We start from the raw sequence: 24,442 nt of genomic DNA, 5'->3' as shown, positions 1-24,442 counted from the left end.
ACCGTCCAGTGAAGCACGGACCGGAACCGATCTTGCAGTGGGGTCAGCCGAGCGGCAGCAGCATGGTGATGTCGTCGCGGTCCTCGCCCGGGGCCACGCGGATCGCTCCGGGGACGCGGCCGACCTCCCGGTAGCCGCAGGAGCCGTAGAACTTCTCCAGGCCCTGGCCACCGCGGCAGGTGAGGCGTATCGCGGCCATGCCCTCGAAGCCGCGGGCCGCGTCGGCGGCGGCCGCGAGGAGGTCCCGGCCGTAGCCCTGACCCTGGTGCTTGGGATGCACCATCACCGTGTACAGCCACACCCAGTGCTTCATGAGGCGGTGGGTGTTGAAGGAGAAGAAGGCGGTGGCGGCGACGGTGCCGGCCTCGTCGTGGCCGACGAGCAGCCGGTGGCGGCCCTCGGCCATGGCGACGAGGTGCCTGACCAGCTCCGGCCGGATGTCCTCGGGAGTCACCGGCGCGACGAAGCCGACGGCTCCGCCGGCGTTGGACACGTCCGTCCACAGGTCGAGGACGCCGTCCCGGAGGTCGGGGGTGACCGCCGGGTCCAGAGTGAAGGTAAGGGGCATAACCGGATGCTATCCATTACACAGAGCGGGGTGACACGACCATTCACCATGCGGACCGGGGTACGCCGTCGGCCACGGCGCACCCGCGGCCGACACCGGACCCGGCCCTCCCGCTCACACCCGCATCGGCTGCGGGGACTCCCGCCGCGCCGGGTCCGGGCCGTCGTACTCGCGGATGATCTCGTACCGCGTGTTCCGCTCCACCGGCCGGAAGCCGGCGTCGCGGATGAGGTCCAGCAGGTCCTCGCGGGTCAGCTTGTTCGGCGTGCCGTAGTTGTCCGCGTCGTGGGTGATCTTGTACTCGACGACCGAACCGTCCATGTCGTCGGCCCCGTGCTGGAGCGCCAGCTGCGCCGTCTGGACACCGTGCATGACCCAGAAGACCTTGACGTGCGGCACGTTGTCGAAGAGCAGCCGGGAGACCGCGAAGGTCTTCAGCGCCTCGGCTCCGGTCGCCATCTGCGTGCGCGCCTGGAGCCGGTTGCGTACCTTGCCGTCCTTCATGTCCACGAAGTCGTGCTGGTACCGGAGCGGGATGAAGACCTGGAAGCCGTTCGTCTCGTCCTGGAGTTCGCGCAGGCGCAGCACGTGGTCGACCCGGTGGCGCGGTTCCTCGATGTGGCCGTACAGCATGGTGGCCGGGGTCTTGAGCCCCTTCTCGTGCGCCAGCCGGTGGATGCGCGACCAGTCCTCCCAGTGCGTCCGGTGGTCCACGATGTGCTGGCGGACCTCCCAGTCGAAGATCTCCGCGCCGCCGCCGGTCAGGGACTCCAGACCCGCGTCGATCAGCTCGTCGAGGATCTCGGAGGCCGACAGTCCGCTGATCGTCTCGAAGTGGTGGATCTCGGTGGCCGTGAAGGCCTTCAGCGAGACGTTCGGCAGGGCCGCCTTCAGTTCCCTCAGGGACCGCGGGTAGTACCGCCACGGCAGGTTCGGGTGCAGCCCGTTGACGATGTGCAGCTCGGTGAGGTTCTCGCCCTCCATCGCCTTGGCGAGCTTCACCGCCTCCTCGATGCGCATCGTGTACGCGTCCTTCTCGCCCGGCTTGCGCTGGAACGAGCAGTACGCGCAGGACGCGGTGCACACGTTGGTCATGTTGAGGTGGCGGTTGACGTTGAAGTGGACGACGTCACCGTTCTTCCGCGTCCGCACCTCGTGGGCGAGGCCGCCCAGCCAGGCCAGGTCGTCGGACTCGTACAGCGCGACGCCGTCCTCACGGGTCAGCCGCTCACCGGCCCTGACCTTCTCCTCCAGCTCGCGCTTGAGCCCGACGTCCATGCCCACACCTCTCCTAGACAACTTCGCCAACGGTACGCCCCCGCCCTTCGGGCGGGAGGTGCCCCCGTACGGCCCTTCGGGCCTACGCCTCCTCGGGCAGTTCCCCGACCCGGTTCTCCCACTTCGTGGACAACACGATGGTGGTGCGGGTCCGGGAGACGCCCTTGGTCCCGGACAGCCGCCGGATGGTCTTCTCCAGGCCGTCGACGTTGGTCGAACGCACCTTGAGCATGAAGGAGTCGTCGCCGGCGATGAACCAGCAGTCCTCGATCTCCGGCAGGTCCCGCAGCCGCTGTGCCACGTCCTCGTGGTCGGCCGCGTCGGAGAGCGAGATGCCGATCAGGGCGATGACGCCGAGGCCGAGCGAGGCCGCGTTCACGGTGGCGCGGTAGCCGGTGATGACACCGGCCGCCTCCAGCCGGTTGATGCGGTCGGTGACGCTGGGTCCCGACAGTCCGACGAGGCGCCCCAGCTCCGCGTACGAGGCCCGGCCGTTCTCCCTCAGGGCCTGGATGAGCTGCCTGTCCACGGCATCCATGCGATCGAAGCCTTCCGCTGAAAGTTCCCGAAGTAGATGAGAGGTACTGCTACTTGCCCGCGCCGCCGAGGTCGCCCTCCCAGCGGCGGTACAGCCGGTGCCCCACACCGGCCGCGTCCAGCACCCGTCCGGCGACGAAGTCCACCAGGTCCTGGATGTGCGTCGCGCCCGCGTAGAACGCCGGGGAGGTGGGAACGACGACCGCCCCCAGGTCGTCCAGGGTGACGAGGTGACGCAGCGTCTGGCCGTTCAGCGGGGTCTCGCGGACCGCGACGACGAGCGGCCGGCGCTCCTTGAGGTTGACGCTGGCCGCCCGCTGGAGCAGGTCCTTGGAGAGCCCGAGCGCGACCCCCGCGACGGCGGCGGTGGACGCCGGCACGATCAGCATGCCCTTGGTCCGGTACGACCCCGAGGACGGCCCGGCGGCCAGGTCCCCGGCGTTCCAGTACCGCACCCGGGCCAGGTCCGGCTGGAAGGTCCCCGGCTTCCCGTCGGCCCCCCGGGCCAGCCACTCCCCCAGGTCGTCCCGCCAGTGCGCGTCCCGGAAGGAGATTCCGGTCTCGTCCAGCAGGGTGAGCCGCGAGGCCCGGCTGACCACCAGGTCGACGCTCTCGCCCGCATCCAGCAGCGCACGCAGCACCGCGGCCGCATAGGGCGTTCCGGACGCCCCGGACACCCCCACGATCCAAGGCACGCGCTGCGTTTCTCCTGCGTTCACACCTTGAGCGTACCGGCGCGCCGCCCGAGGTTCAGGCCGGGTGGGGTGCCTCGGGGTCGACGCGGAGGCGGGAGGTGTCCACCGTGAGGCTGCCGGACTTCGTCTCCACGGTCAGCTCGCCCCCGCAGGAGAGCGTGTCCCGGCCGAGGTGTCCGTCCGGGCCGGGGTTCCACGGCGTGACGCGGCGCCCCGTGCGAGGACCGAAGACCAGATGGTTCGGGATACCGCGAGCCGCGTACTGCTTGTCCTTGACCTCGTGGTCATTGCGGACGCTGCTCGGCGAGACCACCTCGATCGCCGGCTCCACCAGGTCGGGCGGGCAGGAAGTGAGGTTGCGGCTCTTCCGGGTCCGAGGCGTGTCCACACCCTCACGACGGTCTCGCTGTGGAACGGCCGGAGCGGACTCATCACGATGTCGCCCTCGACCACCTCCGCCCGGTACCCGCGGAACACGTCCTGGTACCGGGCGAGGCCGCACCGTATTCAGACGGTGAGCCCCCGCACCAGGAGATCGAGCAGCGCGCACCCGAAGAGGGCAATGCCGATGAAGCCGTTGACGCTGAAGAAGGCGCGGTTGAGGCGGGAGAGGTCGTGGGGGCGGACGATGGAGTGCTCGTAGGCGAAGGCGCCGGCGACGATCACCAGGCCCAGCCAGAAGAACCCGCCCGCGTCCGTCGCCACGGCGTACCAGACGAACAGGGCCGTGGTGACCAGGTGACAGGCGCGGGCGCCCCAGATCGCGGCCGGGATGCCGAAGCGTGCCGGGACCGACATGACGCCGATCTCGCGGTCCGTCGTCACGTCCTGGCAGGCGTAGATCAGGTCGAAGCCGCCGATCCAGATGCCGACGGCGAGGCCGAGGATCACCGCGTCCCAGGACCACTCGCCGCTGATCGCCAGCCAGCCGCCGATCGGGCCCATGGCCTGGGCCAGACCCAGGATGGCCTGCGGGAAGTTCGTGAACCGCTTGCCGTAGGGGTAGACCACCATCGGGATCACCGCGACGGGGGCGAGGGCCAGGCAGAGCGGGTTGAGCAGGGCCGCCGAGCCGAGGAAGACCGCCACCGCGATCAGCGCGCCGGTCCAGGCGTGCTTCACGCTCATCGCGCCGGTGACCAGCTCGCGGTGGGCCGTGCGCGGGTTCCGGGCGTCGATCTCGCGGTCGATGATCCGGTTCACGGCCATCGCGAAGGTGCGCAGGCCGACCATGCAGACCGTGACCAGGAGCAGCCGCCCCCAGTGGATGTTCCTGTCCCACTCGAACATCGCGGTCAGCGCGGCGATGTACGCGAAGGGCAGGGCGAAGACCGAGTGCTCGATCATCACCAGACGGAGGAAGGCCTTCGTGCGTCCCGGCTGCGGGAGCGCTGCGGAAGCGGAGCTCACAGTCCGTACTCCTTCCAGCGGCGGTCGACCGTCGCCGCCGTATCCGGGTCCGACAGGACCATGTCCGGCCAGCCCCCGTCCCTGGTGTAACCCTCCTCGGGCCACTTCCTCGTCGCGTCGATGCCCGCCTTGCCGCCCCAGAACTGCTGGTAGGAGGCATGGTCGAGATGGTCGACGGGGCCCTCCACGACCGTGAGGTCACGGGCGTAGTCGGTGTTGCCGAGAGCCCGCCAGGCGACCTCGTGCAGGTCGTGGACGTCGCAGTCGGAGTCGACGACCACGATCAGCTTGGTGAGCGACATCATGTGCGCCCCCCAGACCGCGTGCATCACCTTCTGCGCGTGCTTCGGGTACTTCTTGTCGATCGAGACGATCGCACAGTTGTGGAAACCGCCGGACTCGGGGAGGTGGTAGTCCACGATGTCCGGGACGATGATCTTCAGGAGGGGGAGGAAGAAGCGCTCGGTGGCACGGCCGAGGGGTCCGTCCTCCGTCGGGGGGCGGCCCACGACGATCGACTGGAGGAGCGGACGCTTCCGCATCGTCACGCAGTCGATCTTCAGAGCCGGGAACGGCTCCTGCGGGGTGTAGAAGCCGGTGTGGTCGCCGAAGGGGCCCTCGGGCAGCATCTCGCCCGGCTCCAGCCAGCCCTCCAGGACGACCTCGGCGTTGGCCGGCACCTGGAGCGGGACCGTCTTGCAGTCGACCATCTCGATCCGCTTGCCCGCGATGAACCCGGCGAACAGGTACTCGTCGATGTCCCCGGGGAGCGGTGCGGTGGAGGCGTAGGTGACGGCCGGCGGGCAGCCGAAGGCGATCGCGACGGGCAGCCGCTCGCCGCGCCGCGCCGCCACCTGGTAGTGGTTGCGGCTGTCCTTGTGGATCTGCCAGTGCATGCCGATCGTGTTCCGGTCGTGCCGCTGGAGCCGGTACAGGCCCAGGTTGCGGATGCCGGACTCGGGGTCCCTGGTGTGGGTCAGGCCCAGGTTGAAGAAGGAGCCGCCGTCCTGCGGCCAGGTGAACAGCGCCGGCAGCTGGTGCAGGTCGACCTCGTCGCCGTGCAGGACGACCTCCTGGACCGGCGCGTGGTCGGACTTCACCTTCTTCGGCGGGACGTGAGCCATCGCGCCGAGCTTCCCGAAGGCCTCCCGCACGCCGACGAAGCCGTGCGGGAGTTCGGGGCGCAGCAGCCCGCCGATCTTCTCGGAGATCTCACCGTACGACTTCAGGCCGAGGGCCTTGAGCAGGCGCCGGTCGGTGCCGAAGACGTTCATGGCCAGGGGCATGCTGGAGCCGCGCACGTTCTCGAAGAGCAGCGCCGGGCCACCCGCCTTCTGCACCCGGTCGACGATCTCCCCGACCTCCAGATACGGGTCGACCTCGGCCTTGACACGCTTGAGGTCTCCCTCGCGCTCCAGTGCCCGGAGCAGGGAGCGAAGATCGTCGTAAGCCATGCGTCCCAGTATCGGCCACCCGGGGCCCGGGCCCGGTCACCGCCCCCTGCGATACCCCCTGCGATACTCGTCGGCCGTGACAGTCCGCCGCCGGATCAGCCGGTTACCGCTGCTCGCCCTGCTGCTCGTGCTCGCCGCCTGCGCGCCCCGGCAGGACACCGGTGGCGCGCCCGTCTCCGTACTGACCCGCGTCCCGCCCGCCGACCGCCCGGCGGCCCCGGACCTGTCGGGCGGTGGCCTGGACGGCCGGCCGGTACGGCTCGCCGACTACCGGGGCAAGGTCGTCGTCCTGAACGTGTGGGCGTCCTGGTGCGGACCCTGCCGGGCCGAGGCGCCCGAACTGTCCAAGGCGCAGCGCGAGTTGGCGGGCAAGGGGGTTCAGGTGCTCGGGGTGGACACGGACGCCGAGCGGGACGAGGAGCGGTCCTTCGAGCGGGAGCACGGGCTGGTCTACCCGAGTCTGCACGACCCCGGCAGCCGCAAGCTGCTCCGGCTGCCCCGTGGCTACGCGCCGCGGGCGCTGCCGTACACCCTCTTCGTCGACCGGGACGGAAAGATCGCCGCGAAGTACCCGAGCCCGCTCACGGCGGCGGACGTGCGCACCATCACGCGGCCGCTGCTGGCCGAGTAGCCGCGGCTTCACCCGCCGCCGAGGCACTCGGCGTTCGGCGCGAGGGGTGCCACCAGGTGGCTCAGGTCGAGCAGGACCGCGTCCAGGCGGGTCACCGAGGTCGCGACCGAGACCTCCACGGCCGGACTGCGGCCGTAGGTGACCAGGTACTCGCGGTCCCCGGCCCGCTCCCGCCACACCCAGTCCACGCCGTCGACGCTGACGCACGCGTCCGTCGTCGGCCCTGGCGGGGTGACGCCGCAGCGCAGTTCCACCGCCCCCTGGCCCCAGACCGCGAGGCCCTCGAAGGTGACCGGGTCGCGGGCGGCCTCCCCGAGACGGGCGGGGTAGCGGCCGGCGATCCGCGCGCACGCGGGGTCCTTCGCCAGCGGCCCCTGCGCCAGTGCGAACACCGGCGAGTTCAGCTCGTACGCCACCAGCGCGGCGCCGGCCACCAGGCCGGCCGCGGTGACACCGGCCGCCGCCCGCCCCCTGCGAGACCATCCACGCATCCTCGATGTCCCCCTCCGAATCGAGGGCACCCGTCATGCCCACGGCCCCGCCCCCGGCGGCGGCCAACCGCTACCCTGGCCGCCATGCTCAGGTATCTGCCCTTCCTGCTGGTCCTCGCGCTGTGGATCTATGCCTTCGTGGACTGCCTGAACACCCCCGAGGACGAGGTCCGCGCGCTGCCGAAGCTGGCGTGGGTGCTGATCATCCTGCTCTTCGGCGAGGTGCTGGTCGGCCCGGTGGCCTGGCTGGTCGCGGGCAAGGCACGGCAGCCGCGCGAGCGGTGGGTCGCACCGGACGACAACCCGGAGTTCCTGAAGTCCCTGAAGCCGGAGGATCCGCGCACCGACTGACCGGGCGCGTCCCCCTACAGCAGCGCCTTCACCTGCGCCCCGGTCAGCGGTCGCCGGAACACCTGCACCTGCCTGATCGAGCCGGGGAACCAGTCGGCGGGAGCGCCCCCGGCGGTGGCACGGCCGATCACCAGCGGGCCGTCGGCGGCGACCGGGGCACCGTCGTCGACACCGGCCTCCTGGACGCCGTCGACGTACAGGAGGAGCTGGTCGCGCAGCCCCTCGTAGACGCCGACCAGGTGGGTCCAGGCGTCCGGCTCGGGGACGGTGAACGACAGGGCGCGCACGTCGGGCCGGGCAAAGGCCCAGCGGTTCTCCGCGGCCGCGTACTGGAGGTAGAAGCCGCTGACGGCACCGGCGTCCTGGCTGACGGCGGTGGCGAAGCCCGAGGGCACTCTGCTCAGCGCCACCCACGCCGAGACGGTGAACCCGTGGCCCTTGCCGGTCCGCAGCACCGGCCCCCCGGTCACGATCTGGCTGGTGCCGCCGTCGAACAGCGGGGCCCCGTCCTTGCCCCGTCCCCAGCCGACCCCGGTGGCCGTCCCGTCGTACCGGCCGGTGTCGTCGGCGGCGACCGCGCCAGAGGTCTCGTCCAGCGGCCAGGCGTCGGCCGGCGGGGGGACGGAGACGGAACCGGCGGAGCGCTTCGGCGACTTCCCGGGCCCGCCCCTGTCGACGAGGCGCGCGACCGGTACGGCCGCGAGCGCGGCGACGGCCAGGGCTCCCCCGGAGAGGAGCAGGGTACGACGGCTCGTGCCCGGGTTCCGCTGGTACGACACGGGCCGCACCGGGGGCGGCGCCGGGTCGAGCCGGGTGACCGGGCGGGTCGCGACGGGCCGCGGGACCGGGCGCGTGACGTCGTCGGCCCCGGCCACGGGTTCGGCGGCGAGGCCGGTGACCGGCCGGGCGAGCAGCGCGCCGGCGTCGTCCGTGAGCCCGATCCGGGCCAGGATCTCGCGCGGGGTGGGCCGCCCGGCCGGGTCCTTGGCCAGACAGGCGGCGATGAGGGAGGCGAGGTCCGGGTCGGTGACGGCGGTGATGTCGGGTCCGTCGTGCACGACCCGGTAGAGCAGGGACGGAGTGGACCCGTCGCCGAAGGGGTTGCCGCCCGTGGCCGCGAAGGTCAGCACCGCACCGAGCGAGAACACATCGCTCGCGCCGGTCACCTCCGCGCCCTCGACCTGCTCCGGCGACATGAATCCGGGCGAGCCGACCATGAGCCCGGCCCGCGTGATGGTCTCCGACTCCACACTGCGGGCGATACCGAAGTCGATGACCCGAGGCCCGTCGTCGGCGAGCAGCACGTTCGACGGCTTGAGGTCACGGTGGACCAGCTGGGCCGCGTGGATGGAGGTGAGCGCCTCGGCCAGTCCGGCGGCGAGACCGAGCACGGTGGCGGCGGGCAGCGGCCCCCGCTCCATGACCGCGTCCTGGAGGGAGGGCCCGGCGATGTAGCTGGTCACCAGCCAGGGCAGCGGGGCGTCCGGGTCGGCGTCCACGACGGGTGCGGTGAAGGCACCGCTGACCTTGCGGGCGGCCTCCACCTCACGTCGGAACCGGGACCGGAACTCGGGCTGCCCCGCCACCAGTTCGGCATGGACCACTTTCACGGCGACGGCCCGGCCACCCGGGGAGCGGCCGAGGAAGACCCGGCCCATGCCGCCCGCGCCAAGCCGCCCGAGCAGCTGGTACTCCCCGACGGAGCGTGGATCGCCGGGCTCCAGAGCTGCCACGACCCCTCCCGCACCGCTGACTCCCGAAGACCCGGTCAGCATAGGACCGCCGGCCCGCACGGTTGACCGATTCCGGTCCCCGCAGGGCAAGTTGCCCCCGGGTCTGCCCTCGCGGACAGGCCGCTGCACGGACGTGACGGAGACGTCCCGCGCTCGAGGGAGGTCGCGCGGCCCTGACGGGGGTCAGCAGGGCGAGTCGCCGGGCAGGTGCTCCTTCGCCCACTCGCCGAGTTCCTTCAGCGAGGGCTCCAGCGCGGCGCCCGCCGAGGTCAGGCGGTACGAGACCCGCAGCGGCGGGCCCTCGTCGACCTCGCGCACGACGAGTCCGGCCGCACCGAGTTCGGTGAGCCGGTCGGAGAGCATGCGCTCGCTGATGCCGGGGATGGCGCGGCGGAGGTTGGCGAAGTGCGTCGGCTGGCCCATGAGGACGGAGAGGATCGGGCCGTTCCAGCGCTTCCCGAGCACCTGGAAGACGCGCGTGATGCCGCCGTCCACGGCTTTGCACTGCTCCGGGTCGTGCGTCTGGTCCACCGCCATGCAATCAGGGTACAGGCCCGCCACGGGCAGGGGTGAAAAAAAGTAAGCACCTGTGTTATCTATAGCCGAGTACGAATTCTCAGCCCTCGCGCCTCGCGCCGGGCTCGCCATCCCTGTGTCTGGAGACCCCCATGGCCACCCTTCTCCACATCGACTCGTCGCTGTTCCCGGGCGAGGCGTCCGCCTCCCGCACCGTCACGGAGGCCTTCCGTGCGGCATGGCAGGAGCAGCACCCCGACGGCACGGTGATCTACCGCGACCTGGCGGCGGACCCGGTGCCGCACATCACCGCGGCCGGCCACACCGCCGGATTCGCCGACCCCGCCACCCACACCCCCGAGCAGGCGGCCGCCTTCGCCGACCGGGTGCGGCTGATCGAGGAGCTGGAGCAGGCGGACGCGATCCTCATCGGCGCCCCGATGTACAACTTCACGATCCCCTCGACGCTCAAGGCGTGGCTGGACAACGTGATCCTGATGGGCCGCACCGGGGGCGAGGACCCGTCCGCCAAGGGCACCCCGGTCACGGTCGTGGCCAGCCGCGGCGGTTCGTACGCGCCGGGCACCCCGCGGGAGTCGTTCGAGTACGTGCAGAACTACCTGTCCGCGGTCCTCTCCGGCGGCCTCGGCCTCGAAGTCGACTTCATCGTGCCGGAACTGACGATGGCTCCGCATGTGCCGGCCATGACCGAGCTCGTGCCGCTGTACGAGGCCTCCCGTGACCGCTCCCTCCAGGACGCGGCCGACAAGGCCAAGGACCTCGCGGGCCGCTTCGCCGCGTAGCGGCCCCGGCGGAGCGGATTGCGCCGATCGGCCCAGCTCCACATGCGGGTCCGGTGGCGGGCGGTTGTGATGGACGCGTTGTCATCCCGCTACCAGGAGGCCTTCATGCGCATCCGCGCCCTCGCTGTCACCGGCGCCATCGCCGCCACCCTCGCCCTGGGCACCACCGCCGCCTACGCCGACAACGGCGCCGACGCCATCGGTTCCGCGGCCAACAGCCCGGGCCTGCTGTCGGGCAACGTCATCCAGGTTCCGGTCGACATCCCGGTCAACGCGTGCGGCAACAGCATCAACCTGATCGGCCTGCTCAACCCGGCGGCCGCCAACGTCTGCACCAACGGCTGACCCTGCCGGGACGCCGCCGCGGAAGCTTCCGGAGGACCGACCCGCCTCCGGAAGCTTCCGCATGCGTGCAGGTTGTACGCCGGCGAGCCGTCCGCGACCGACAATGCGCCCCTGGGCCGGACCGGGCGCGAACCCGACACTTACCTCGTATGACGACTGCTCCCGCCGGTTCCACCACCAGTGTCACGCCCGAGTACGGCGACCGGGTCATCGCCGTGGAGGCGGCGGGCTCGGAACCGATCCCCGACGCCGAACGCCACGGCAGCCCGCTCCAGCTCCTGTGGACCTGGGCGTCCCCCAACATCGAGTTCGCGACCGTCTACATCGGCGTGATCGCGGTCCTCTTCTTCGGCCTGGACTTCTGGACGGCGACCACCGCGATCCTGCTGGGCACCGCGATCGGGGCGGTCACCCAGGGCGTACTGTCACTGGACGGCCCGCGGTTCGGCGTCCCGCAGATGGTGGTGGGCCGCTTCTCCTTCGGCCATCGCGGCAACATCCTGCCCTCCGCGGCCAACGGCCTGCTGGCGGGCGTCGGCTGGTTCGCGGTGAACAGTGTGAGCGCGGCCTTCGCCCTGAACACACTGACCGGCCTGCGACCGCTCCCCTCCCTGCTGCTCGTCGTGGTCGCGGAGATCCTGATCGGGTTCATCGGCCACAACTTCGTGCACACCTTCGAGAAGTACGCGTTCCCGGCCCTCGCGGTGATCTTCCTGCTGGCCGGGGTGTGGACCTTCAAGGACGCGGATCTCGGCGGTGGCGGCGCGGGCGGCGGTACCGGCGGCTTCCTGCTCGCGTTCAGCGCGGCCTGGGGGTACGCGGCCGGCTGGAACCCGTACGCCACGGACTACTCGCGCTACCTCCCGCGCACGGCGAACAAGGTGAGAACGGTCGTGTACCCGGCGGTCGGCCTGTTCGTGTCGGTCTCGCTCGTCGCCGTCGTCGGCGCCGCCTCGGCCACGATCGCCGCCCCGGAGGGCGCCACGCCCACGGCCGCCTTCACCGGTCATCTCCCCGGCTGGCTCGGCGACCTCGTCCTGCTCGCCATCATGCTCGGCGGGGTCTCGGCGAACGCCCTCAACGTCTACTCCGGGGCGATCTCGATCGCCTCCTTCGGCCTGCGGCTGCCCACCTGGCTGAGCCGTAGTGCGCTGGTCGTGGTGTCGGGTATCGCCGGTACGGCGGCCGCCTGGGCCTCGCTGGACGACGCGGGTACCGCGTACGAGGCGTTCCTGCTGGTCATCGCGTACTGGGTGGCGCCCTGGCTGGGCGTGGTGCTGGTGGAGCGGTGGCTCCAGGGCCGTACCGCGGCCGACGCGGACCTGGCAGCCCGGCTGACCGACCGCTCCTTCACCAACTGGCCCGGGGTCGCTTCCCTGTTGACCGGCGTCGCGGTCTCCGTCCCGCTCTTCTCCAACCAGGAGGACTACGTGGGCTGGGTGCCGGAGCACCACCCCGCCTTCGGCGACATCACCCCGCTGATCGGCTTCGCGGTGAGCTCCCTGCTGTACGCGGCCCTGCGCGGACGGAAGTCCTAGGTCTCGTCCGAGGCGATGTACGCCTGGTACCTCTCGGCGCTCATCAGGGCGTCGAGAGCCTTCCTGTCGGAGACCTCGATCCTGATCACCCACGCGTCGTGCGGCTCGGTGTTGAGCAGCTCGGGTTCCGAGTTGAGCTCCTCGTTCACCTCGATCACCTTGCCGCCGACCGGCAGGTAGACCTCGGTCACCGCCTTCACCGACTCGACGCTGCCGAACGGCTCACCCGCCTCGAACGTCCGGCCCACGTCCGGCACCTCCACGAACACGATGTCACCGAGCTGCTTCTGGGCGTACTCGGTGATCCCGATCCTGGCGGTGCCGCCGTTCATCTGGATCCACTCGTGTTCCTGGGTGTACTTGAAATCCGACGGGTACATGGCGCGGCTCCTTCGAGTTCGGTCGGCGCATTCAGCCTGCCACCCGGGTCGCCCTGAGTAACGGCGCGCATACGTCCGGCCTAGTCGTCCCGCAGCCATCGCCAGATGCGGGTGCGGTGCAGCACGTAGATGGCGGCGACCAGGGCGATGATCTGGAGGCCCACGGCGAGCAGCCAGAACTCGTCCCGGGTCTCCAGCCTGTCCGTCAGGAAGGTGAAGTTCATGCCGAAGAACCCGGTCAGGAACGACAGCGGCAGGAAGATCACCGACACGATGGCCAGCCGGTTGATCACGCCGTTCTGTTCGCCCGCGATCAGGGACGAGTAACTGGCCAGGGCGCGGCGGGCGGCATCCTGGAGGGACTCGATGTCCGTGCGGACCAGCCGGGCCGAACGGACGAACTCCTGAGCCAGACGCTGCCGTTCGGCCGGGAAGTCACTGCTCGTCATCCGGCGGGCCACCACGTCGTCGACCGCCTGGAGGTAGGGCAGCAGCGAGTGGTGCAGCAGCGCGGCCCGGCGGCGCAGCTGGGACAGCAGGTAGATCTGCTCGGGGCGCCGGTCCTCGAACATGTCGTCCTCCAGCTCCTCCACCTGGAGCAGCGCCCGCACCGTGGCCCGGCGGAAGGTCGCCAGCCCCTCCTGAAGCAGCAGGAAAAGGGTGGCCACGGCGTCCCGCGGGCGCTCCCTGCACAGCTGCGCCGTGAAGCCCGACGCCAGGACGTCCTGGCCCCAGTGGGCGGCCAGCACGAAGCGCTCGCCCGCCAGGGCGTGCACATAGGCGATCCGGTCGTCGACGACCACGGGCACGACGAAACCGGCGAGGTCCCCGAGGAATTCGGCCCGTGGCGACTCGTCCGGCCTGCCGAACCAGTCCAGGTCCTCGTCGTCCAGGCCGAACCGGCGGGCGACCTGCTCGTCCGTGGGGTCCGCCTCATCGAGCAGCTGGACCCCGAGGAGCAGGAACGGGTCCTCGACGAGCAGCCGCCGGGCCTCCGCCAGGGACACTCGTGTCCTGCCCCCGTCCGGCACCGACACCCTCGTTACGATCATCGCCCTCACCGCTGATCCCGTCGGCCACCGTCCCAGCGTCCGCGGGGCCCGCGCGCCACGCACGCGCAGTCGCCCGTCTGCCGGGCGGGACCGCCACCATCGGGTGAGGGCCGGCCCGGCTCAGGCCACCGTGCGCAGGCCGCCCAGCGCCGCTCCGGCCCCCCGTACCAGCCGGTGCGCGCAGGCCGCCGTCAGCAGTTCGCCCAGCAGGTCCGGGTCGTCGATCTCCAGGCCGAGGAGGGTCTCGATGCGCTCCAGGCGCTGGTAGAGGGACTGGCGGCCGATGTGGAGCAGGGCCGCGGTGCGGGTCGGGGAGCAGCCGTGGCGCAGGTGCGTCTCCAGGGTGCGGACCAGGTCGCTGGCGTGGGCGGCCTCCCAGGCGAGCAGCGGGCCGAGGGTGTGCCGGACGAGCGCGGTGAGGCGTTCGCGGTTGGCGGCGACACCGCCCCGGGTCAGCTCCCGCTCCAGGGCGAGGGCGCGCGCGGAGGTCACCAACGGCCCCTCGGGTGCGGTGGGTTCGGCGGGCGGCACGGTCAGCGCCAGTTCGAGGGTGGTGCGGGCCGCGCGCAGCGTCTCGCTCCAGTGCAGCCAGCCGCCGCCCGCCTCGACGGCGTGCCCGACGGCGACGGTCAGCCCGGAGCCGGCGACCGTACGGAAGGCCTCCTGAACCGCGCGGACGGGATCGCGGGAACCCTGTCCCGCACCGGCACCGGCACCGGCACCGGCCAGTGCGATCAGCGCGAGGACGTCCCCGGGGAACGCCGCCCGCATCACCCCCGCCCCGCCCGACAGCCGTACCGCCCGGTCCACCACCCCGGTCTCCCGCGTCCCGTGCACCGACACCCCGATCAGCCGCGCACCCGGCCCCGGACGGAACCCGGCGAGCGCCGAGCGGGCCTCCACCTCCGGCTGGTTCAGCGCGGCCCGGTCGGCCAGGTCGGCCAGCAGGGCCACCGTGTGGTCGTCGCCCCAGGGCCGTACCGCCGCCCGCCCGGACAGTCCGCGGGCGACGATCGCCCGGTTGGCGGCCTCCGCGATCCGCACGAAGGGCACCACCCGGTGCAGGGCCAGCAGGGGCAGTCCCCGGGTGCGGGCCTCGTCGGTCACCTCGGGCGGCATGCTCGGCAACGACCGGCCGACCTCCACCGCGAGCCCGGCCGCACCGCGCGCGGCCAGCTCACGGACGTAGCGACGACGGACCTCCTCGCCGACACCGGTCAGCCCGAAGCCGTTGGTGAGCAGCAGCTCGCCGCCGTCGAGGAAGTTGACGCCCTCGTAGACCTCGCTGGTGTGGACCCAGCGGACCGGCAGGTCCAGGGCGTCCGCACCGGCCAGCAGCTCGGGGCCGGCCGCCCGCACCTGGTCGAGGGCCAGGACGTCGCGGAGGGTGAGTGCGGGCACGGGAACCTCCAGGGGACGGGCACGGGCGCTGACATTTCGTCCGGCCGCGGCTTGCCCGGAGGGTACTTTCCGCACGTTGCCCTCGTGTTTCGGCCACAGGAGAGTGAAGACATGGATCAGCTGCAAGCACGGACCTGGCTCGCCACCGCCGTCGCCGAGGCCCGCGCCGGGCTCGCGGAGGGGGGCGTTCCGATCGGCGCCGCGCTCTACGGCGCCGACGGCTCGCTGCTCGGCCGCGGGCACAACCGGCGGGTGCAGGACGGCGACCCGTCCCTGCACGCCGAGACCGCCGCCTTCCGCGCGGCGGGACGGCAGCGGTCGTACCGGGGCACCACCATGGTGACGACCCTGTCCCCGTGCTGGTACTGCTCGGGTCTGGTCCGCCAGTTCGGGATCTCCCGGGTCGTGATCGGCGAGGCGACCACCTTCCACGGCGGCCACGACTGGCTCGCCGAGCACGGCGTGGAGATCGTCCTGCTGGACGACCCGGAGTGCGTCGACGTGATGCGCGCCTTCATCAAGAACCAACCGGCCCTGTGGAACGAGGACATCGGCGATGAGTGACACCACCCGCACCGGCACCGGCACCCGTATCCCCACCGTCGACCTGCGGCCCTGGCTCGACGGCGACGTGGACACCCGGCGCCGGATCGCCCGGACCGTCGACGCCGCCCTGCAGAGCGCCGGCTTCCTGCTCGTCACCGGCCACGGCGTCGGCACCGGGCTGCGCGACGGCGTACGGGAGGCCGCGCGGGCCTTCTTCACGCTGCCCGCGGAGGTGAAGGCGGCCTACACGGCGAAGGTCGGCGGGCGCGGCTGGCTCGGGCCCGGCGCGGAGGCCAACGGCTACTCGGAGGGCACCGAGACCCCGCCCGACCTCAAGGAGTCGCTGACCTTCGCGACCCACGAACCCTTCGAGGACCCGGTGACCAACGCGGAGTGGTACGCGCCCAACGTGTGGCCGGCCGAGGTGCCGGAGCTGCGGGCGGTCTGCGAGGAGTACCTGCAGAGGATGGGCGAACTGGAGAAGACGCTGCTGGAGCTGCTGGGACACGCGCTCGGTCTGGAAGGGGACTTCTTCTCCCGGCACATGGACCACCCGACGTACGGCTTCAACATCAACTGGTATCCGGGGACCGGGGTGGTCGGCGAGCCCGAGCCGGGGCAGTTCCGGATCGGGCCGCACACCGACTTCGGGACGGTGACCGTCCTGGACCGCCAGGCGGGCCGCGGCGGACTCCAGGTGTACACCGATGAGGGCGGCTGGGAGGACGCGCCGTACGACCCGGCCGCCTTCACCGTCAACATCGGTGACCTGATGGCCCGTTGGACCGGCGACCGGTGGCGGTCCGGGCGGCACCGGGTGCTGCCGCCGCCCACGGACGCGCCGGAGGAGGAACTGATGTCCCTCGTCTACTTCGGCGAGTGCACTCCGGGCACGGTCGTCGCGTCGGTCCCGGCACCGGTCGGCCGGGTGGCGTACCCGCCGGTCGACTCACACGTGTACCTGAGGCAGAAGCTGGACTCCATCACGGTCGCCTGACCGCCGTCCCGGCCGCCACCGCCCCTGTCACTCCTGGTGCCGGTTTCGTAACCGGACGGACATCACTCGGTCTGGCCCGAAGCAACCACCCCTTCCTACACTGGCGTCAGGGGGGAGATGTCTTGCACAGACGGTTGCACGGGCGTGGGGCGCTGTTCGACGTGGAGCCGGCCGGGCTCATACCGAGGATCGTCGGGTTACGGCCGTACCAGCACCGTGCCCATCCCCTCGAACACCCCGGCGAGCTGCCGTTCGTGGTGCTGACCGGGACCCGGGGGCTCGGCAAGAGCGCGGTGCTCGGCGAGTTGCGGGACGCCTACCGGGGGCACACACCGGTCGCGCTCGTCGACTGTGCGGAGGCGCAGTTCACGGCGCCGCCCGCGGAGCGGCCCGCCGAGTCCTGGTCGCCGGTCGCGCAGCTCCTGCTGGTCGTCGCCGAGCAGCTCGCCGAACCGGTGACGGGCGCCGGGCGGATCACCTTCCCGCGCCTCATGTCCGGGCTGGTCGCGGTGGCCGCCGGAGGCTGGGGCGACGCCGACTCGGAGCGGATCCGGCGCGAGGTGGAGCGGATCCTGCTGCTGAACGAGAGCGGCTCCTGGATCAGCGGGTTCGCCGGGCGGTGGGCCGGGAAGGTGGCCGCGAAGGTGGTCGCCGCCGCCACCGGCACCGGGCCGCTGGTCTCCGGCGCCATCGAGGCCACCCTGGAGTCGGTCGCCGAGGGGTTCGCCAGCCGCCGGCACCAGAAGGCGTCCGTCTGGTACCGCACGTATCCCAACGCGGGCGGCCACGCGCAGCGCGGGCTGATCCTGCTGTCCGGGCACTTCCGGGCCGGCGGCACCTCCCGGCGGCACGCCGAGCGCTATCTCGTACGGGCCCTGCTCGCCGACCTGACGGAGGCGTACAGCGGGGTGCTGCCCCGGATGCAGCGGCTCGGCCGCCCGCTGGTGCTGATCGACGACGCGGGGACCGGACCGGGCCCCGGTCTGCTGGACGCCGTGCTGCGCGACCGCGCCGACGGGGTCGCCGACCAGGTGGCGTTCGTCGCCGGTCTGCGCGGCGACGGCCGCGAGCTGCTGCGCAACGGCGTACGGCGGGAGCTGGCCGAGGTCGCCCGGCGCACCGAGTGGGTGGCGGACACGGCGGCACCGTCCTCACGGGCGCTGCTGGTGGCGTTACCGCCGCTCTCCCCCGACGACACCCTGCATCTGGTCGCCACCCCGGCCGCACCCCAACTGCCGCGCATGGTGCACCGGTTGACCGGCGGAAACCCGCTGGGCATCGCCGTGCTCGCGGAGGCGGCGGCCCAGCACCCGGACCGCGTCGGCACGCTGGGCGAGCTGCTGACGGCCGAGGTACGGCTGACCGAGGACGGCCCGGCGGCCCCCGTGTACGCGCAGCTCCTGGACCGGCTGGTCCCTGCGGACCGGCTGGACGAACTGACCGTACTGGCGGCCGCGCACGACTACGGTTCGGCGTGCGCCCTCGCCGAGGCGCTGCTCCCGGACGACTTCGGCCCCTCGGGCGTACGGGCGCTGCAGGACCGGCTGGCCCAGGAGGGAATGCCGGTCGGGTACGGGCAGTTCGTCGGTGACCGCTTCGTCCGCACCCTGCTCCTGCTCCGGCTGCATCTGCGGGACACCGACCACGGCGAGTGGCGCACGGTCCACGAGACGCTGATCGCCTACTACGCCGGGGACTGGCCGGCCGGCTTCCGGCTGCACCTGCGGATGGCGCTCGGGGAGACCGGGCAGGCCGTCGCCCACCTCCGCGACACCTTCCTGACCGTGGAGACGCCCGACTGGCTGCGCACCCTGCGTTTCCTCGCCTCGGCGCCCTACTTCCACGCCCACGACGCCGAGGGCCGCGACTTCGCCGGGCACGGCGACCGGCGGGCGGCGGTGGCACTGGGCCGCACCGACGCGAGCCACCTGGTCCCCGAGGGTGCGGACCCCGTACTGCACCTGCGCGTACGGCGGTTGCTGCACGGGCTGTGGTATCTCACCGACCCGCTGGTGGTGCCCGACCCGAAGGTGGGTGACCGGCTGCGCTTCGAGCTGGAGCAGTTGTCCAACCTGCGTCCGGCCGACAACGCCCTGCTGTGGCAGGCCTCCCGGGTCTGGCCCGCGGCGGCCCTGGCGGGGCGTCCGCCGCAGGAGGACGACGACGAGGGCGACGACGAGCGGAGCGGGGTGGCGTGATGGCGCGGCGGGGCGTGGGCACGTGGTTGCGCGAGGGCGTCTGGGAGATCCCGCTGCGCCGCTGTCTCGCCCTGCTGGTCGCGGCGGGGCTGGTCACGGGTCTGGTGATCGGGGTGCGGACGGCGGTCCGCGAGGACCGGTCCTGCGCGCCGGGGGTGGCCCGGCCCGAGGGCAGTGACGAGTGCGTGGGCGTGGCGACGACGGCGTTCGACTTCGGGCATCCGCAGCTCCGCGCCACGGTACGGGCCATCGCCCGGGAGAACGCCCGCCTGAGGCCCGGACGTTATGTGACGGTCGCGGTGATGCTGCCGTACACCGCGACGGCGGCGGCGAGCCTCGCCGACATCCAGCACGAACTCCAGGGTGCCTACCTGGCCCAGTACCAGGCCAACCACGACTCCAACGGCCAGTCCCCGGCGATCCGGCTGGTGCTGGCCAACCCCGGTGCGACCAGCCGGTACTGGAAGGAGATGGTGGACCGGCTGGCCGCCATGACCGACTCCGCGGACCGGCTGCGGGCGGTGGCCGGGGTCGGGCAGAGCACCGACGACAACAAGAAGGCCGTCAAGGAGCTGACCCGGCGGGGGATCCCGGTGGTGGGTTCGTCGATCACCGCCGACGACCTCGCCAACGGGCAGGGCGGCAGGGACCCCTATCCCGGTCTGGCCCGGGTCTCCCCCACCAACACCGACGAGGCCCGTGCCCTCGCCTCCTTCGCCAAGGTCGGCGCGGGCCGCGCGCTGCTGGTGTACGACAAGCCGGGCGACCCCTACACCCGGACGCTCCAGAACTCGTTCGCCGCGCTGATCAAGGGTTCGCCCTACGAGCCCCAGCCGTTCACACCGCCGGCCGACCGCAGCAAGGAGGGGACGACCGCGAACACGTTCCGGCAGATCACCAACCTGGTCTGCGACACCTCGCGGTCGACCGACACGATCCTGTTCGCCGGCCGGCACACGCAGCTGCGGCAGTTCATCAACGCGCTGGGCGCACGGGGCTGCCAGGACCGCACGTTCACGGTGCTGACCGGGGACGAGGGGTCGTACCTCACCGGCGAGAAGCACCTTGACCGGGACGCCCTGCGGCACCGTCTGTCGGTCCGGTACACCGCTCTCGCCCATCCGGACGCCTGGCTCGGGGACAATCCGAGAACCGGGGGTTCGGCCGTGGCGGCGGGGACGCTGACCCGGCTGCTGACGAAGGCCGAGAAGTCACCGGTGGGACCGATCGGGCCGGTGGCCCTGGAGGACGGGCAGCTGATCATCGGGTACGACGCGATGCGGCTCGCGGTGCACGGCATCCGCGAGGCGGTGCCCCAGGGGAGGTCGGTGCCGACGCTCGCCGACGTGGGGTTGCAGTGGCCTCAGGTGAAGGGGTCGCTGCGGGTGGACGGGGCGAGCGGGTGGATCTGCCTGGACGTGCACGGGAATCCGTACGACAAGGCTGTGCCGATCGTGGAGCTGCGGCCGGAGGGCGGCTCGCGGTTCGTGACCCTGGCCTGGCCCGAGGGGAAGCCGCCGGGCGGAGCGTGTCTGCCGCCGTCGTAGGCGGGTGCCCGGGTTCTCACACCGCCAAGAGTTCGGTCAGACGTTCGAAACGACTCGGCCACTGCTGCTCCGTGGCCGTCGCGTCCTCGGACTCGTGGGTGAAGCGCAGGACCGTGCCGGACTCGCCGTCGTGTTCCAGGTGGAAGCGGATCCTGCCGCCGCCCGCCACCGTGTACTCGGCGATCCGGTCGACGTCCCAGGCCGTCACCCTGCCCGTGCCGAGGCCGCCGAGGGTGACCGTGCCGCCCAGCCTCGGTTGCAGCACGTCGACCGGGGTGAGCCAGGCGGCCAGGCCCTCCGGGGTGGACAGGCTCGGCCAGACCTGGCCCATCGGCCTCGGCAGTCGGATCACCAGCTGAAGGACGGCCATGGCACCAGTGTCGCCCTTCGCCGGCTCACACGCCCGCGTAGGAGTGCTTGCCGGTGACGAAGATGTTGACGCCGTAGTAGTTGAACAGCCAGCAGCCGAACGCGAGCATCGCCAGGTAGGCGGCCTTGCGGCCCTTCCAGCCGGCGGTGGCCCGGGCGTGCAGGTAGCAGGCGTAGGCGACCCAGGTGATGAAGGACCAGGTCTCCTTGGGATCCCAGTTCCAGTACCGGCCCCAGGCGCTGCCCGCCCAGATCGCACCGGCGATGATCGTGAAGGTCCACAGCGGGAAGACCGCCGCGTTGACCCGGTAGGCGAACTTGTCCAGCGAGGCCGACGCCGGCAGCCGGTCCAGGACCGAGGTGGCGAAGCGGCCGGGGGTGCCGCCGGTCTCCAGCTTGTTCTCGTAGGAGTCCTTGAAGAGGTACAGGACCGTGGCGACCGCGCCCACGTAGAAGACCGCGCCGCAGAAGATGGCGGTCGAGACGTGGATGTACAGCCAGTACGAGTGCAGGGCCGGGACCAGCGGCTCGCTCGCCGTGTACAGGACGGTGACCGCGAGACCGAGGTCGAGCAGGACCGTGGTGATGAGGAAGAGGCCCATCCAGCGGACGTTCTTCTTCAGGGCCAGCAGCCCGAGGTAGATGGCGACGGCCACCGTGGAGAACGTGATGTTGAACTCGTACATGTTGCCCCACGGCGCCCGCTGCACGGAGGCGGCCCGGGTGATCACACCGGCCAGCTCCACGAGGAAGGCGAGGACCGTGAGGGAGATCGCGATCCGGCCGTAGAGGTCGCCCTGCTCGTCGCCGCCGTGGGCGCCGGGGCCGTCCGGCACGTCACGCGAGCCCGCCGCGGAGCGCACGACGACCTTCGGACGTTCGAGTACGGCGGTGCCGCCGGCCCTCTTGACCGTGACCGCCGGCGCCTTCCTCGCCGCGGTGTCGGTGGTGAGGGCGTTGGCGGTCCGGGCGACGCGGCTGCGGCTGCCCAGCAGCCACTCGAAGATGTAGGCGAAGAAGGCCAGTGTGTAGACGGCCATCGAGGAGTAGATGAGCGTGTTGCTCATGCTCGCGAGATGCTCGTTGGTCGCGGCGAGCGTGGTTGCGGTGGCGGAAGTCATCGCTTCTCAGCCCCTTCGGCAGGTACGGGGGATGCTGCTGAATGGTCGTCTTCGCCGGGATCGGAGGCCCCCGGCGCCTGGTCGTAGAGGATTCCCGCGAGGTCGCCCAGTTCCTCGGGCACCTTCGCCGACTCGCTGCGGCCGAGCCCGGCCATCTCGACCACCGTCACACCGTCCGCGCCCGGCACGGCCCGCACCCAGACGCGGCGGCGCTGGATGAACAGCGAGGCGGCGAGACCGAAGATCGCGGCGAGCGCGCCGCCCAGGGCCCAGCCGCTGCCGGGCTCCTGGACGATCTCGAAGCCCGCCCATTCCTTGACGTCCTTCTCGAACGTCACGGAACCGGCGCCGTTCGGCAGCTGCATGGTCTGCCCGGGCTTCAGGTTGTCGCGGAACTGCGCCCCCTTGGAGTCCTTGAACTCCTTCATGTGGGACTTGTCGAGCTGGTAGACGCTCTGCGGGATACCCGAGTCGACGCCGAGGTCACCGTGGTACGGCGTCAGGTTCAGCACCGGGTTGCCCAGCGCCGGGAAGGTGGACAGGACGGAGGAGCCGCCGCCGTAGGTCGGCAGGAAGAACGCCGAGATACCGAGCTGCTCGCTGATCCCCTGCGGGTTCTTGTAGCCGTCCATCACCTTGACCACGCCCTGCGAGGTGACGTTGGCGTCGAGCGGGAGCAGCGGCACGGCGTCGTGGTAGACGACGTCGCCCTTGGCGTCACGGACCGTGACGACGGGGGCATAGCCGTGGCTGACGAGGTAGACCTTGGCGTCGTCGATGCGCAGCGGCTCGTTCACCTTGATGGTGGTCCGCCTCGGCTTGCCGTAGGCGCCCTCGCTGTAGTCGATGTCCGCGCTGAAGGTGACCGGGGTGCCCTTGCTGGGGCCGCTGGTCTGGTAGCTGGCCTTGAAGTTCTTCAGGTCGAAGCTGAACGGCACCAGGTCGTCGGTACTGAACAGGGAACCGGACTTGAAGTCGTCGTACTGGAGGATCGAGTTGGCGAACCCGTCGCCCTCGACGACCAGCTTGGTGCCGTCCGACTTGTACATCTGCCCGGAGGCGAACGCGATCAGCATCACGATCAGCGCGACATGGAAGACCAGGTTGCCGAACTCGCGGACGTAGCCCTTCTCGGCCGCGACCGCGTCCCCGACGAGGTGCGACCGGAAGCGCCGCTTCTTCAGCAGCGTCAGCGCCGCGTCACGGACCTCTTCGGGAGCGGCCGTGGTCCGCCAGGTGGTGTACGCCGGGAGGCGGTCCAGCCGCTTCGGCGCGCCCGGCGGCCGGCCGCGCAGCTGGCCCACGAACTGCCAGGCGCGCGGGATGATGCAGCCGACGAGGGAGACGAACAGCAGGATGTAGATCGCCGAGAACCACACCGAGCTGTAGACGTGGAACAGGCCGAGCTTGTCGTAGAGCGGCGACAGCGTCCTGTGGGCCTTGCGGAAGTCGTCGACCTTGGAGATGTCGGCGCCGGACTGCGGGATCAGTGAACCGGGGATCGCGCCCAGCGACAGCAGCAGGAGCAGCAGCAGCGCGACCCGCATGGAGGTCAGCTGCCGCCAGAACCAGCGGGCCCAGCCGACGACACCGATGCCGGGGACGATCGGCGGCTCGTCCTGGGAGGGCGCGGTGGACAGCTGCGAGCCGGCCGCGCCGAGTTCCTGATCGTCGGAGACGTGCCTCGAACTCGAACTCATCGATCAGATCCCTACAGTGAAGCCGTCGGACCAGCCCTGCATCTCCTGCACGAGGCCGTCCCAGGCCCCGGTCAGCAGCAGCACACCGGTCACGATCATCATCGTGCCGCCGATGCGCATCACCCAGACATAGTGGCGCTTGACCCAGCCGAAGGCGCCGAGCGCCTTGCGGAACGCGACCGCGGTGAGCACGAAGGGCACGCCGAGGCCGAGGCAGTACGCGACCGTCAGTACGGCGCCGCGGCCGGCGCTGCCCTGCTGGGCGGAGAGGCTCAGCACGGCGGAGAGCGTCGGGCCGATGCACGGGGTCCAGCCGATGCCGAACAGCGCGCCGAGCAGCGGTGCCCCTATCAGACCGGTCACCGGCCGCCGGTGGAAGCGGAACTCGCGCTGCGTGAACCAGGGCATCAGGCCCATGAAGAACACGCCCAGGACGATCATCAGGACTCCGAGCACCTTGCCCAGGGTGCCGGACTGTTCCTGGAGGTCCTGGCCGAAGTAGCCGAACAGGGCTCCGCCCGACACGAACACGGCGGTGAAGCCGAGCACGAAGAGTGCGGCGCCGGCGGCCATCCGGCCCCGCCGGGCTTCGGCGAGGTCCGTCCCGGCGACCCCCGTGACGTACGACAGGTATCCGGGCACGAGGGGCAGCACGCACGGGGAGAAGAAGGAGACGAGTCCGCCGAGCAGCGCGATCGGCAGGGCGAGCAGCAGCGCGCCGTTCAGGACGGTCGTGTTCGGTCCGTCGGTCGCGGCCGCGACCGTGAGGAGTGCGCTCACG

The 24,442-nt window shown here is 71.5% G+C and carries 26 protein-coding genes; 9 read left to right on the top strand and 17 right to left on the bottom strand.

The window, feature by feature from the left end; genetic code table 11:
* Positions 1 to 43 precede the first annotated feature (43 nt).
* The 7 genes from ACFXI4_RS14655 to ACFXI4_RS14625 form a co-directional block, all read right to left on the bottom strand.
* Entirely contained in the window at positions 44 to 568 is a 525-nt protein-coding gene (locus ACFXI4_RS14655; protein WP_362721190.1) for a GNAT family N-acetyltransferase, read from the bottom strand.
* A gap of 114 nt (positions 569 to 682) precedes the next feature.
* Positions 683 to 1,846, bottom strand: coding sequence for an aminofutalosine synthase MqnE (gene mqnE, locus ACFXI4_RS14650; RefSeq protein WP_384990418.1), 1,164 nt, complete (start codon positions 1,844 to 1,846; stop codon positions 683 to 685).
* 82 nt (positions 1,847 to 1,928) lie between these two features.
* On the bottom strand, positions 1,929 to 2,384 hold the full coding sequence (locus ACFXI4_RS14645) for an Lrp/AsnC family transcriptional regulator (RefSeq protein ID WP_362721184.1): 456 nt from the start codon (positions 2,382 to 2,384) through the stop codon (positions 1,929 to 1,931).
* 49 nt (positions 2,385 to 2,433) lie between these two features.
* Complete coding sequence (locus ACFXI4_RS14640) at positions 2,434 to 3,078, bottom strand: UbiX family flavin prenyltransferase (RefSeq protein WP_384990416.1); 645 nt, start codon at positions 3,076 to 3,078, stop codon at positions 2,434 to 2,436.
* Positions 3,079 to 3,133: 55 nt separating this feature from the next.
* Complete coding sequence (locus ACFXI4_RS14635; RefSeq protein ID WP_384990413.1) at positions 3,134 to 3,466, bottom strand: hypothetical protein; 333 nt, start codon at positions 3,464 to 3,466, stop codon at positions 3,134 to 3,136.
* 119 nt (positions 3,467 to 3,585) lie between these two features.
* Positions 3,586 to 4,488 (bottom strand): menaquinone biosynthesis prenyltransferase MqnP, encoded by a 903-nt coding sequence (gene mqnP, locus ACFXI4_RS14630; RefSeq protein ID WP_384990411.1) that lies wholly within the window; start codon positions 4,486 to 4,488, stop codon positions 3,586 to 3,588.
* Entirely contained in the window at positions 4,485 to 5,942 is a 1,458-nt protein-coding gene (locus ACFXI4_RS14625) for a menaquinone biosynthesis decarboxylase (RefSeq protein WP_362721172.1), read from the bottom strand. The genes mqnP and ACFXI4_RS14625 overlap by 4 nt, the downstream gene beginning before the upstream one ends.
* Before the next feature lie 76 nt (positions 5,943 to 6,018).
* Between ACFXI4_RS14625 and ACFXI4_RS14620 the strand changes: the two genes are divergently transcribed.
* Positions 6,019 to 6,573: a TlpA family protein disulfide reductase gene (locus ACFXI4_RS14620; RefSeq protein WP_384990409.1), complete on the top strand. Its 555-nt coding sequence runs from the start codon at positions 6,019 to 6,021 to the stop codon at positions 6,571 to 6,573.
* An 8-nt stretch (positions 6,574 to 6,581) separates the two neighbouring features.
* Here ACFXI4_RS14620 and ACFXI4_RS14615 read toward each other — a convergent pair whose 3' ends face one another.
* Positions 6,582 to 7,064, bottom strand: coding sequence for a DUF3515 family protein (locus tag ACFXI4_RS14615; RefSeq protein WP_384990407.1), 483 nt, complete (start codon positions 7,062 to 7,064; stop codon positions 6,582 to 6,584).
* An 84-nt stretch (positions 7,065 to 7,148) separates the two neighbouring features.
* On the opposite strand from ACFXI4_RS14615, the gene ACFXI4_RS14610 reads away from it, so the two are divergent.
* Positions 7,149 to 7,415, top strand: coding sequence for a PLD nuclease N-terminal domain-containing protein (locus ACFXI4_RS14610; RefSeq protein WP_362721164.1), 267 nt, complete (start codon positions 7,149 to 7,151; stop codon positions 7,413 to 7,415).
* A gap of 14 nt (positions 7,416 to 7,429) precedes the next feature.
* Here ACFXI4_RS14610 and ACFXI4_RS14605 read toward each other — a convergent pair whose 3' ends face one another.
* Together ACFXI4_RS14605 and ACFXI4_RS14600 are read right to left on the bottom strand one after the other, a co-directional pair.
* On the bottom strand, positions 7,430 to 9,148 hold the full coding sequence (locus ACFXI4_RS14605; RefSeq protein ID WP_384990405.1) for a protein kinase: 1,719 nt from the start codon (positions 9,146 to 9,148) through the stop codon (positions 7,430 to 7,432).
* A gap of 183 nt (positions 9,149 to 9,331) precedes the next feature.
* Complete coding sequence (locus ACFXI4_RS14600; protein ID WP_384990402.1) at positions 9,332 to 9,685, bottom strand: winged helix-turn-helix transcriptional regulator; 354 nt, start codon at positions 9,683 to 9,685, stop codon at positions 9,332 to 9,334.
* 131 nt (positions 9,686 to 9,816) lie between these two features.
* Here ACFXI4_RS14600 and ACFXI4_RS14595 point away from each other — a divergent pair, with 131 nt between their 5' ends.
* The 3 genes from ACFXI4_RS14595 to ACFXI4_RS14585 all read left to right on the top strand — a co-directional run bounded on the left by ACFXI4_RS14595 (position 9,817) and on the right by ACFXI4_RS14585 (position 12,350).
* Positions 9,817 to 10,467, top strand: a complete 651-nt coding sequence (locus ACFXI4_RS14595) for an FMN-dependent NADH-azoreductase (protein ID WP_384990400.1) — start codon at positions 9,817 to 9,819, stop codon at positions 10,465 to 10,467.
* A gap of 69 nt (positions 10,468 to 10,536) precedes the next feature.
* Positions 10,537 to 10,812, top strand: coding sequence for a chaplin (locus ACFXI4_RS14590; protein WP_384990398.1), 276 nt, complete (start codon positions 10,537 to 10,539; stop codon positions 10,810 to 10,812).
* A 149-nt stretch (positions 10,813 to 10,961) separates the two neighbouring features.
* Positions 10,962 to 12,350 (top strand): purine-cytosine permease family protein, encoded by a 1,389-nt coding sequence (locus ACFXI4_RS14585; protein WP_384990395.1) that lies wholly within the window; start codon positions 10,962 to 10,964, stop codon positions 12,348 to 12,350.
* On the opposite strand, the gene gcvH is transcribed toward ACFXI4_RS14585, so the two are convergent.
* The 3 genes from gcvH to ACFXI4_RS14570 form a co-directional block, all read right to left on the bottom strand.
* A complete protein-coding gene (gene gcvH / locus ACFXI4_RS14580) occupies positions 12,347 to 12,730 on the bottom strand; it encodes a glycine cleavage system protein GcvH (RefSeq protein WP_362727708.1) in 384 nt (127 codons plus the stop codon). The two genes, ACFXI4_RS14585 and gcvH, sit on opposite strands and share 4 nt — an antisense overlap.
* A gap of 80 nt (positions 12,731 to 12,810) precedes the next feature.
* Positions 12,811 to 13,782 (bottom strand): CorA family divalent cation transporter, encoded by a 972-nt coding sequence (locus ACFXI4_RS14575; RefSeq protein WP_384990392.1) that lies wholly within the window; start codon positions 13,780 to 13,782, stop codon positions 12,811 to 12,813.
* Between the two features lie 120 nt (positions 13,783 to 13,902).
* Entirely contained in the window at positions 13,903 to 15,183 is a 1,281-nt protein-coding gene (locus ACFXI4_RS14570; RefSeq protein ID WP_384990390.1) for a PucR family transcriptional regulator, read from the bottom strand.
* A gap of 111 nt (positions 15,184 to 15,294) precedes the next feature.
* Between ACFXI4_RS14570 and ACFXI4_RS14565 the strand changes: the two genes are divergently transcribed.
* The 4 genes from ACFXI4_RS14565 (at position 15,295) to ACFXI4_RS14550 (ending at position 20,471) form a co-directional block, all read left to right on the top strand.
* Positions 15,295 to 15,747 carry a nucleoside deaminase gene (locus ACFXI4_RS14565; RefSeq protein WP_384990388.1) on the top strand — a complete coding sequence of 151 codons (453 nt, stop codon included), beginning with the start codon at positions 15,295 to 15,297 and terminating at the stop codon, positions 15,745 to 15,747.
* Positions 15,740 to 16,726 carry an isopenicillin N synthase family dioxygenase gene (locus ACFXI4_RS14560; RefSeq protein ID WP_384990386.1) on the top strand — a complete coding sequence of 329 codons (987 nt, stop codon included), beginning with the start codon at positions 15,740 to 15,742 and terminating at the stop codon, positions 16,724 to 16,726. Before ACFXI4_RS14565 ends, ACFXI4_RS14560 begins: the two co-directional genes overlap by 8 nt.
* Before the next feature lie 122 nt (positions 16,727 to 16,848).
* Positions 16,849 to 18,924 (top strand): hypothetical protein, encoded by a 2,076-nt coding sequence (locus ACFXI4_RS14555; RefSeq protein WP_384990385.1) that lies wholly within the window; start codon positions 16,849 to 16,851, stop codon positions 18,922 to 18,924.
* Positions 18,924 to 20,471: a hypothetical protein gene (locus tag ACFXI4_RS14550; protein WP_384990383.1), complete on the top strand. Its 1,548-nt coding sequence runs from the start codon at positions 18,924 to 18,926 to the stop codon at positions 20,469 to 20,471. Before ACFXI4_RS14555 ends, ACFXI4_RS14550 begins: the two co-directional genes overlap by 1 nt.
* A 16-nt stretch (positions 20,472 to 20,487) precedes the next feature.
* On the opposite strand, the gene ACFXI4_RS14545 is transcribed toward ACFXI4_RS14550, so the two are convergent.
* Genes ACFXI4_RS14545 through ACFXI4_RS14530 form a run of 4 tightly spaced genes read right to left on the bottom strand, consistent with a single transcriptional unit; the run spans position 20,488 to position 24,441 of the window.
* Positions 20,488 to 20,841: an SRPBCC domain-containing protein gene (locus tag ACFXI4_RS14545; RefSeq protein WP_384990381.1), complete on the bottom strand. Its 354-nt coding sequence runs from the start codon at positions 20,839 to 20,841 to the stop codon at positions 20,488 to 20,490.
* A gap of 25 nt (positions 20,842 to 20,866) precedes the next feature.
* Positions 20,867 to 21,961, bottom strand: a complete 1,095-nt coding sequence (gene ccsB, locus ACFXI4_RS14540) for a c-type cytochrome biogenesis protein CcsB (protein WP_384990379.1) — start codon at positions 21,959 to 21,961, stop codon at positions 20,867 to 20,869.
* Positions 21,958 to 23,661, bottom strand: coding sequence for a cytochrome c biogenesis protein ResB (locus tag ACFXI4_RS14535; protein ID WP_384990377.1), 1,704 nt, complete (start codon positions 23,659 to 23,661; stop codon positions 21,958 to 21,960). The genes ccsB and ACFXI4_RS14535 overlap by 4 nt, the downstream gene beginning before the upstream one ends.
* Positions 23,662 to 23,664: 3 nt before the next feature.
* Entirely contained in the window at positions 23,665 to 24,441 is a 777-nt protein-coding gene (locus ACFXI4_RS14530) for a cytochrome c biogenesis protein CcdA (protein WP_362713387.1), read from the bottom strand.
* Position 24,442: the final 1 nt, after the last annotated feature.

This window comes from Streptomyces sp. NPDC059224 (assembly GCF_042754285.1).
Taxonomy (GTDB): Bacteria; Actinomycetota; Actinomycetes; order Streptomycetales; family Streptomycetaceae; genus Streptomyces.
The sequence above is the reverse complement of the archived record's forward strand: the minus strand, read 5'-3'. Positions and strand labels throughout refer to the sequence as shown.

What these genes read in the sequence shown, in the direction of transcription:
- ACFXI4_RS14550 (WP_384990383.1), top strand. Translation starts at nt 18,924, where the DNA reads ATGGCGCGGCGGGGCGTGGGCACGTGGTTGCGCGAGGGCGTCTGGGAG.
- ACFXI4_RS14610 (WP_362721164.1), top strand. Translation starts at nt 7,149, where the DNA reads ATGCTCAGGTATCTGCCCTTCCTGCTGGTCCTCGCGCTGTGGATCTAT.
- ACFXI4_RS14615 (WP_384990407.1), bottom strand. Translation starts at nt 7,064, where the DNA reads ATGCGTGGATGGTCTCGCAGGGGGCGGGCGGCGGCCGGTGTCACCGCG.
- ACFXI4_RS14645 (WP_362721184.1), bottom strand. Translation starts at nt 2,384, where the DNA reads ATGGATGCCGTGGACAGGCAGCTCATCCAGGCCCTGAGGGAGAACGGC.
- ACFXI4_RS14595 (WP_384990400.1), top strand. Translation starts at nt 9,817, where the DNA reads ATGGCCACCCTTCTCCACATCGACTCGTCGCTGTTCCCGGGCGAGGCG.
- ACFXI4_RS14575 (WP_384990392.1), bottom strand. Translation starts at nt 13,782, where the DNA reads ATGATCGTAACGAGGGTGTCGGTGCCGGACGGGGGCAGGACACGAGTG.
- ACFXI4_RS14585 (WP_384990395.1), top strand. Translation starts at nt 10,962, where the DNA reads ATGACGACTGCTCCCGCCGGTTCCACCACCAGTGTCACGCCCGAGTAC.
- ACFXI4_RS14535 (WP_384990377.1), bottom strand. Translation starts at nt 23,661, where the DNA reads ATGAGTTCGAGTTCGAGGCACGTCTCCGACGATCAGGAACTCGGCGCG.
- ACFXI4_RS14590 (WP_384990398.1), top strand. Translation starts at nt 10,537, where the DNA reads ATGGACGCGTTGTCATCCCGCTACCAGGAGGCCTTCATGCGCATCCGC.
- ccsB (WP_384990379.1), bottom strand. Translation starts at nt 21,961, where the DNA reads ATGACTTCCGCCACCGCAACCACGCTCGCCGCGACCAACGAGCATCTC.
- ACFXI4_RS14655 (WP_362721190.1), bottom strand. Translation starts at nt 568, where the DNA reads ATGCCCCTTACCTTCACTCTGGACCCGGCGGTCACCCCCGACCTCCGG.
- ACFXI4_RS14625 (WP_362721172.1), bottom strand. Translation starts at nt 5,942, where the DNA reads ATGGCTTACGACGATCTTCGCTCCCTGCTCCGGGCACTGGAGCGCGAG.
- ACFXI4_RS14545 (WP_384990381.1), bottom strand. Translation starts at nt 20,841, where the DNA reads ATGGCCGTCCTTCAGCTGGTGATCCGACTGCCGAGGCCGATGGGCCAG.
- gcvH (WP_362727708.1), bottom strand. Translation starts at nt 12,730, where the DNA reads ATGTACCCGTCGGATTTCAAGTACACCCAGGAACACGAGTGGATCCAG.
- mqnE (WP_384990418.1), bottom strand. Translation starts at nt 1,846, where the DNA reads ATGGACGTCGGGCTCAAGCGCGAGCTGGAGGAGAAGGTCAGGGCCGGT.
- ACFXI4_RS14565 (WP_384990388.1), top strand. Translation starts at nt 15,295, where the DNA reads ATGGATCAGCTGCAAGCACGGACCTGGCTCGCCACCGCCGTCGCCGAG.
- ACFXI4_RS14600 (WP_384990402.1), bottom strand. Translation starts at nt 9,685, where the DNA reads ATGGCGGTGGACCAGACGCACGACCCGGAGCAGTGCAAAGCCGTGGAC.
- ACFXI4_RS14560 (WP_384990386.1), top strand. Translation starts at nt 15,740, where the DNA reads ATGAGTGACACCACCCGCACCGGCACCGGCACCCGTATCCCCACCGTC.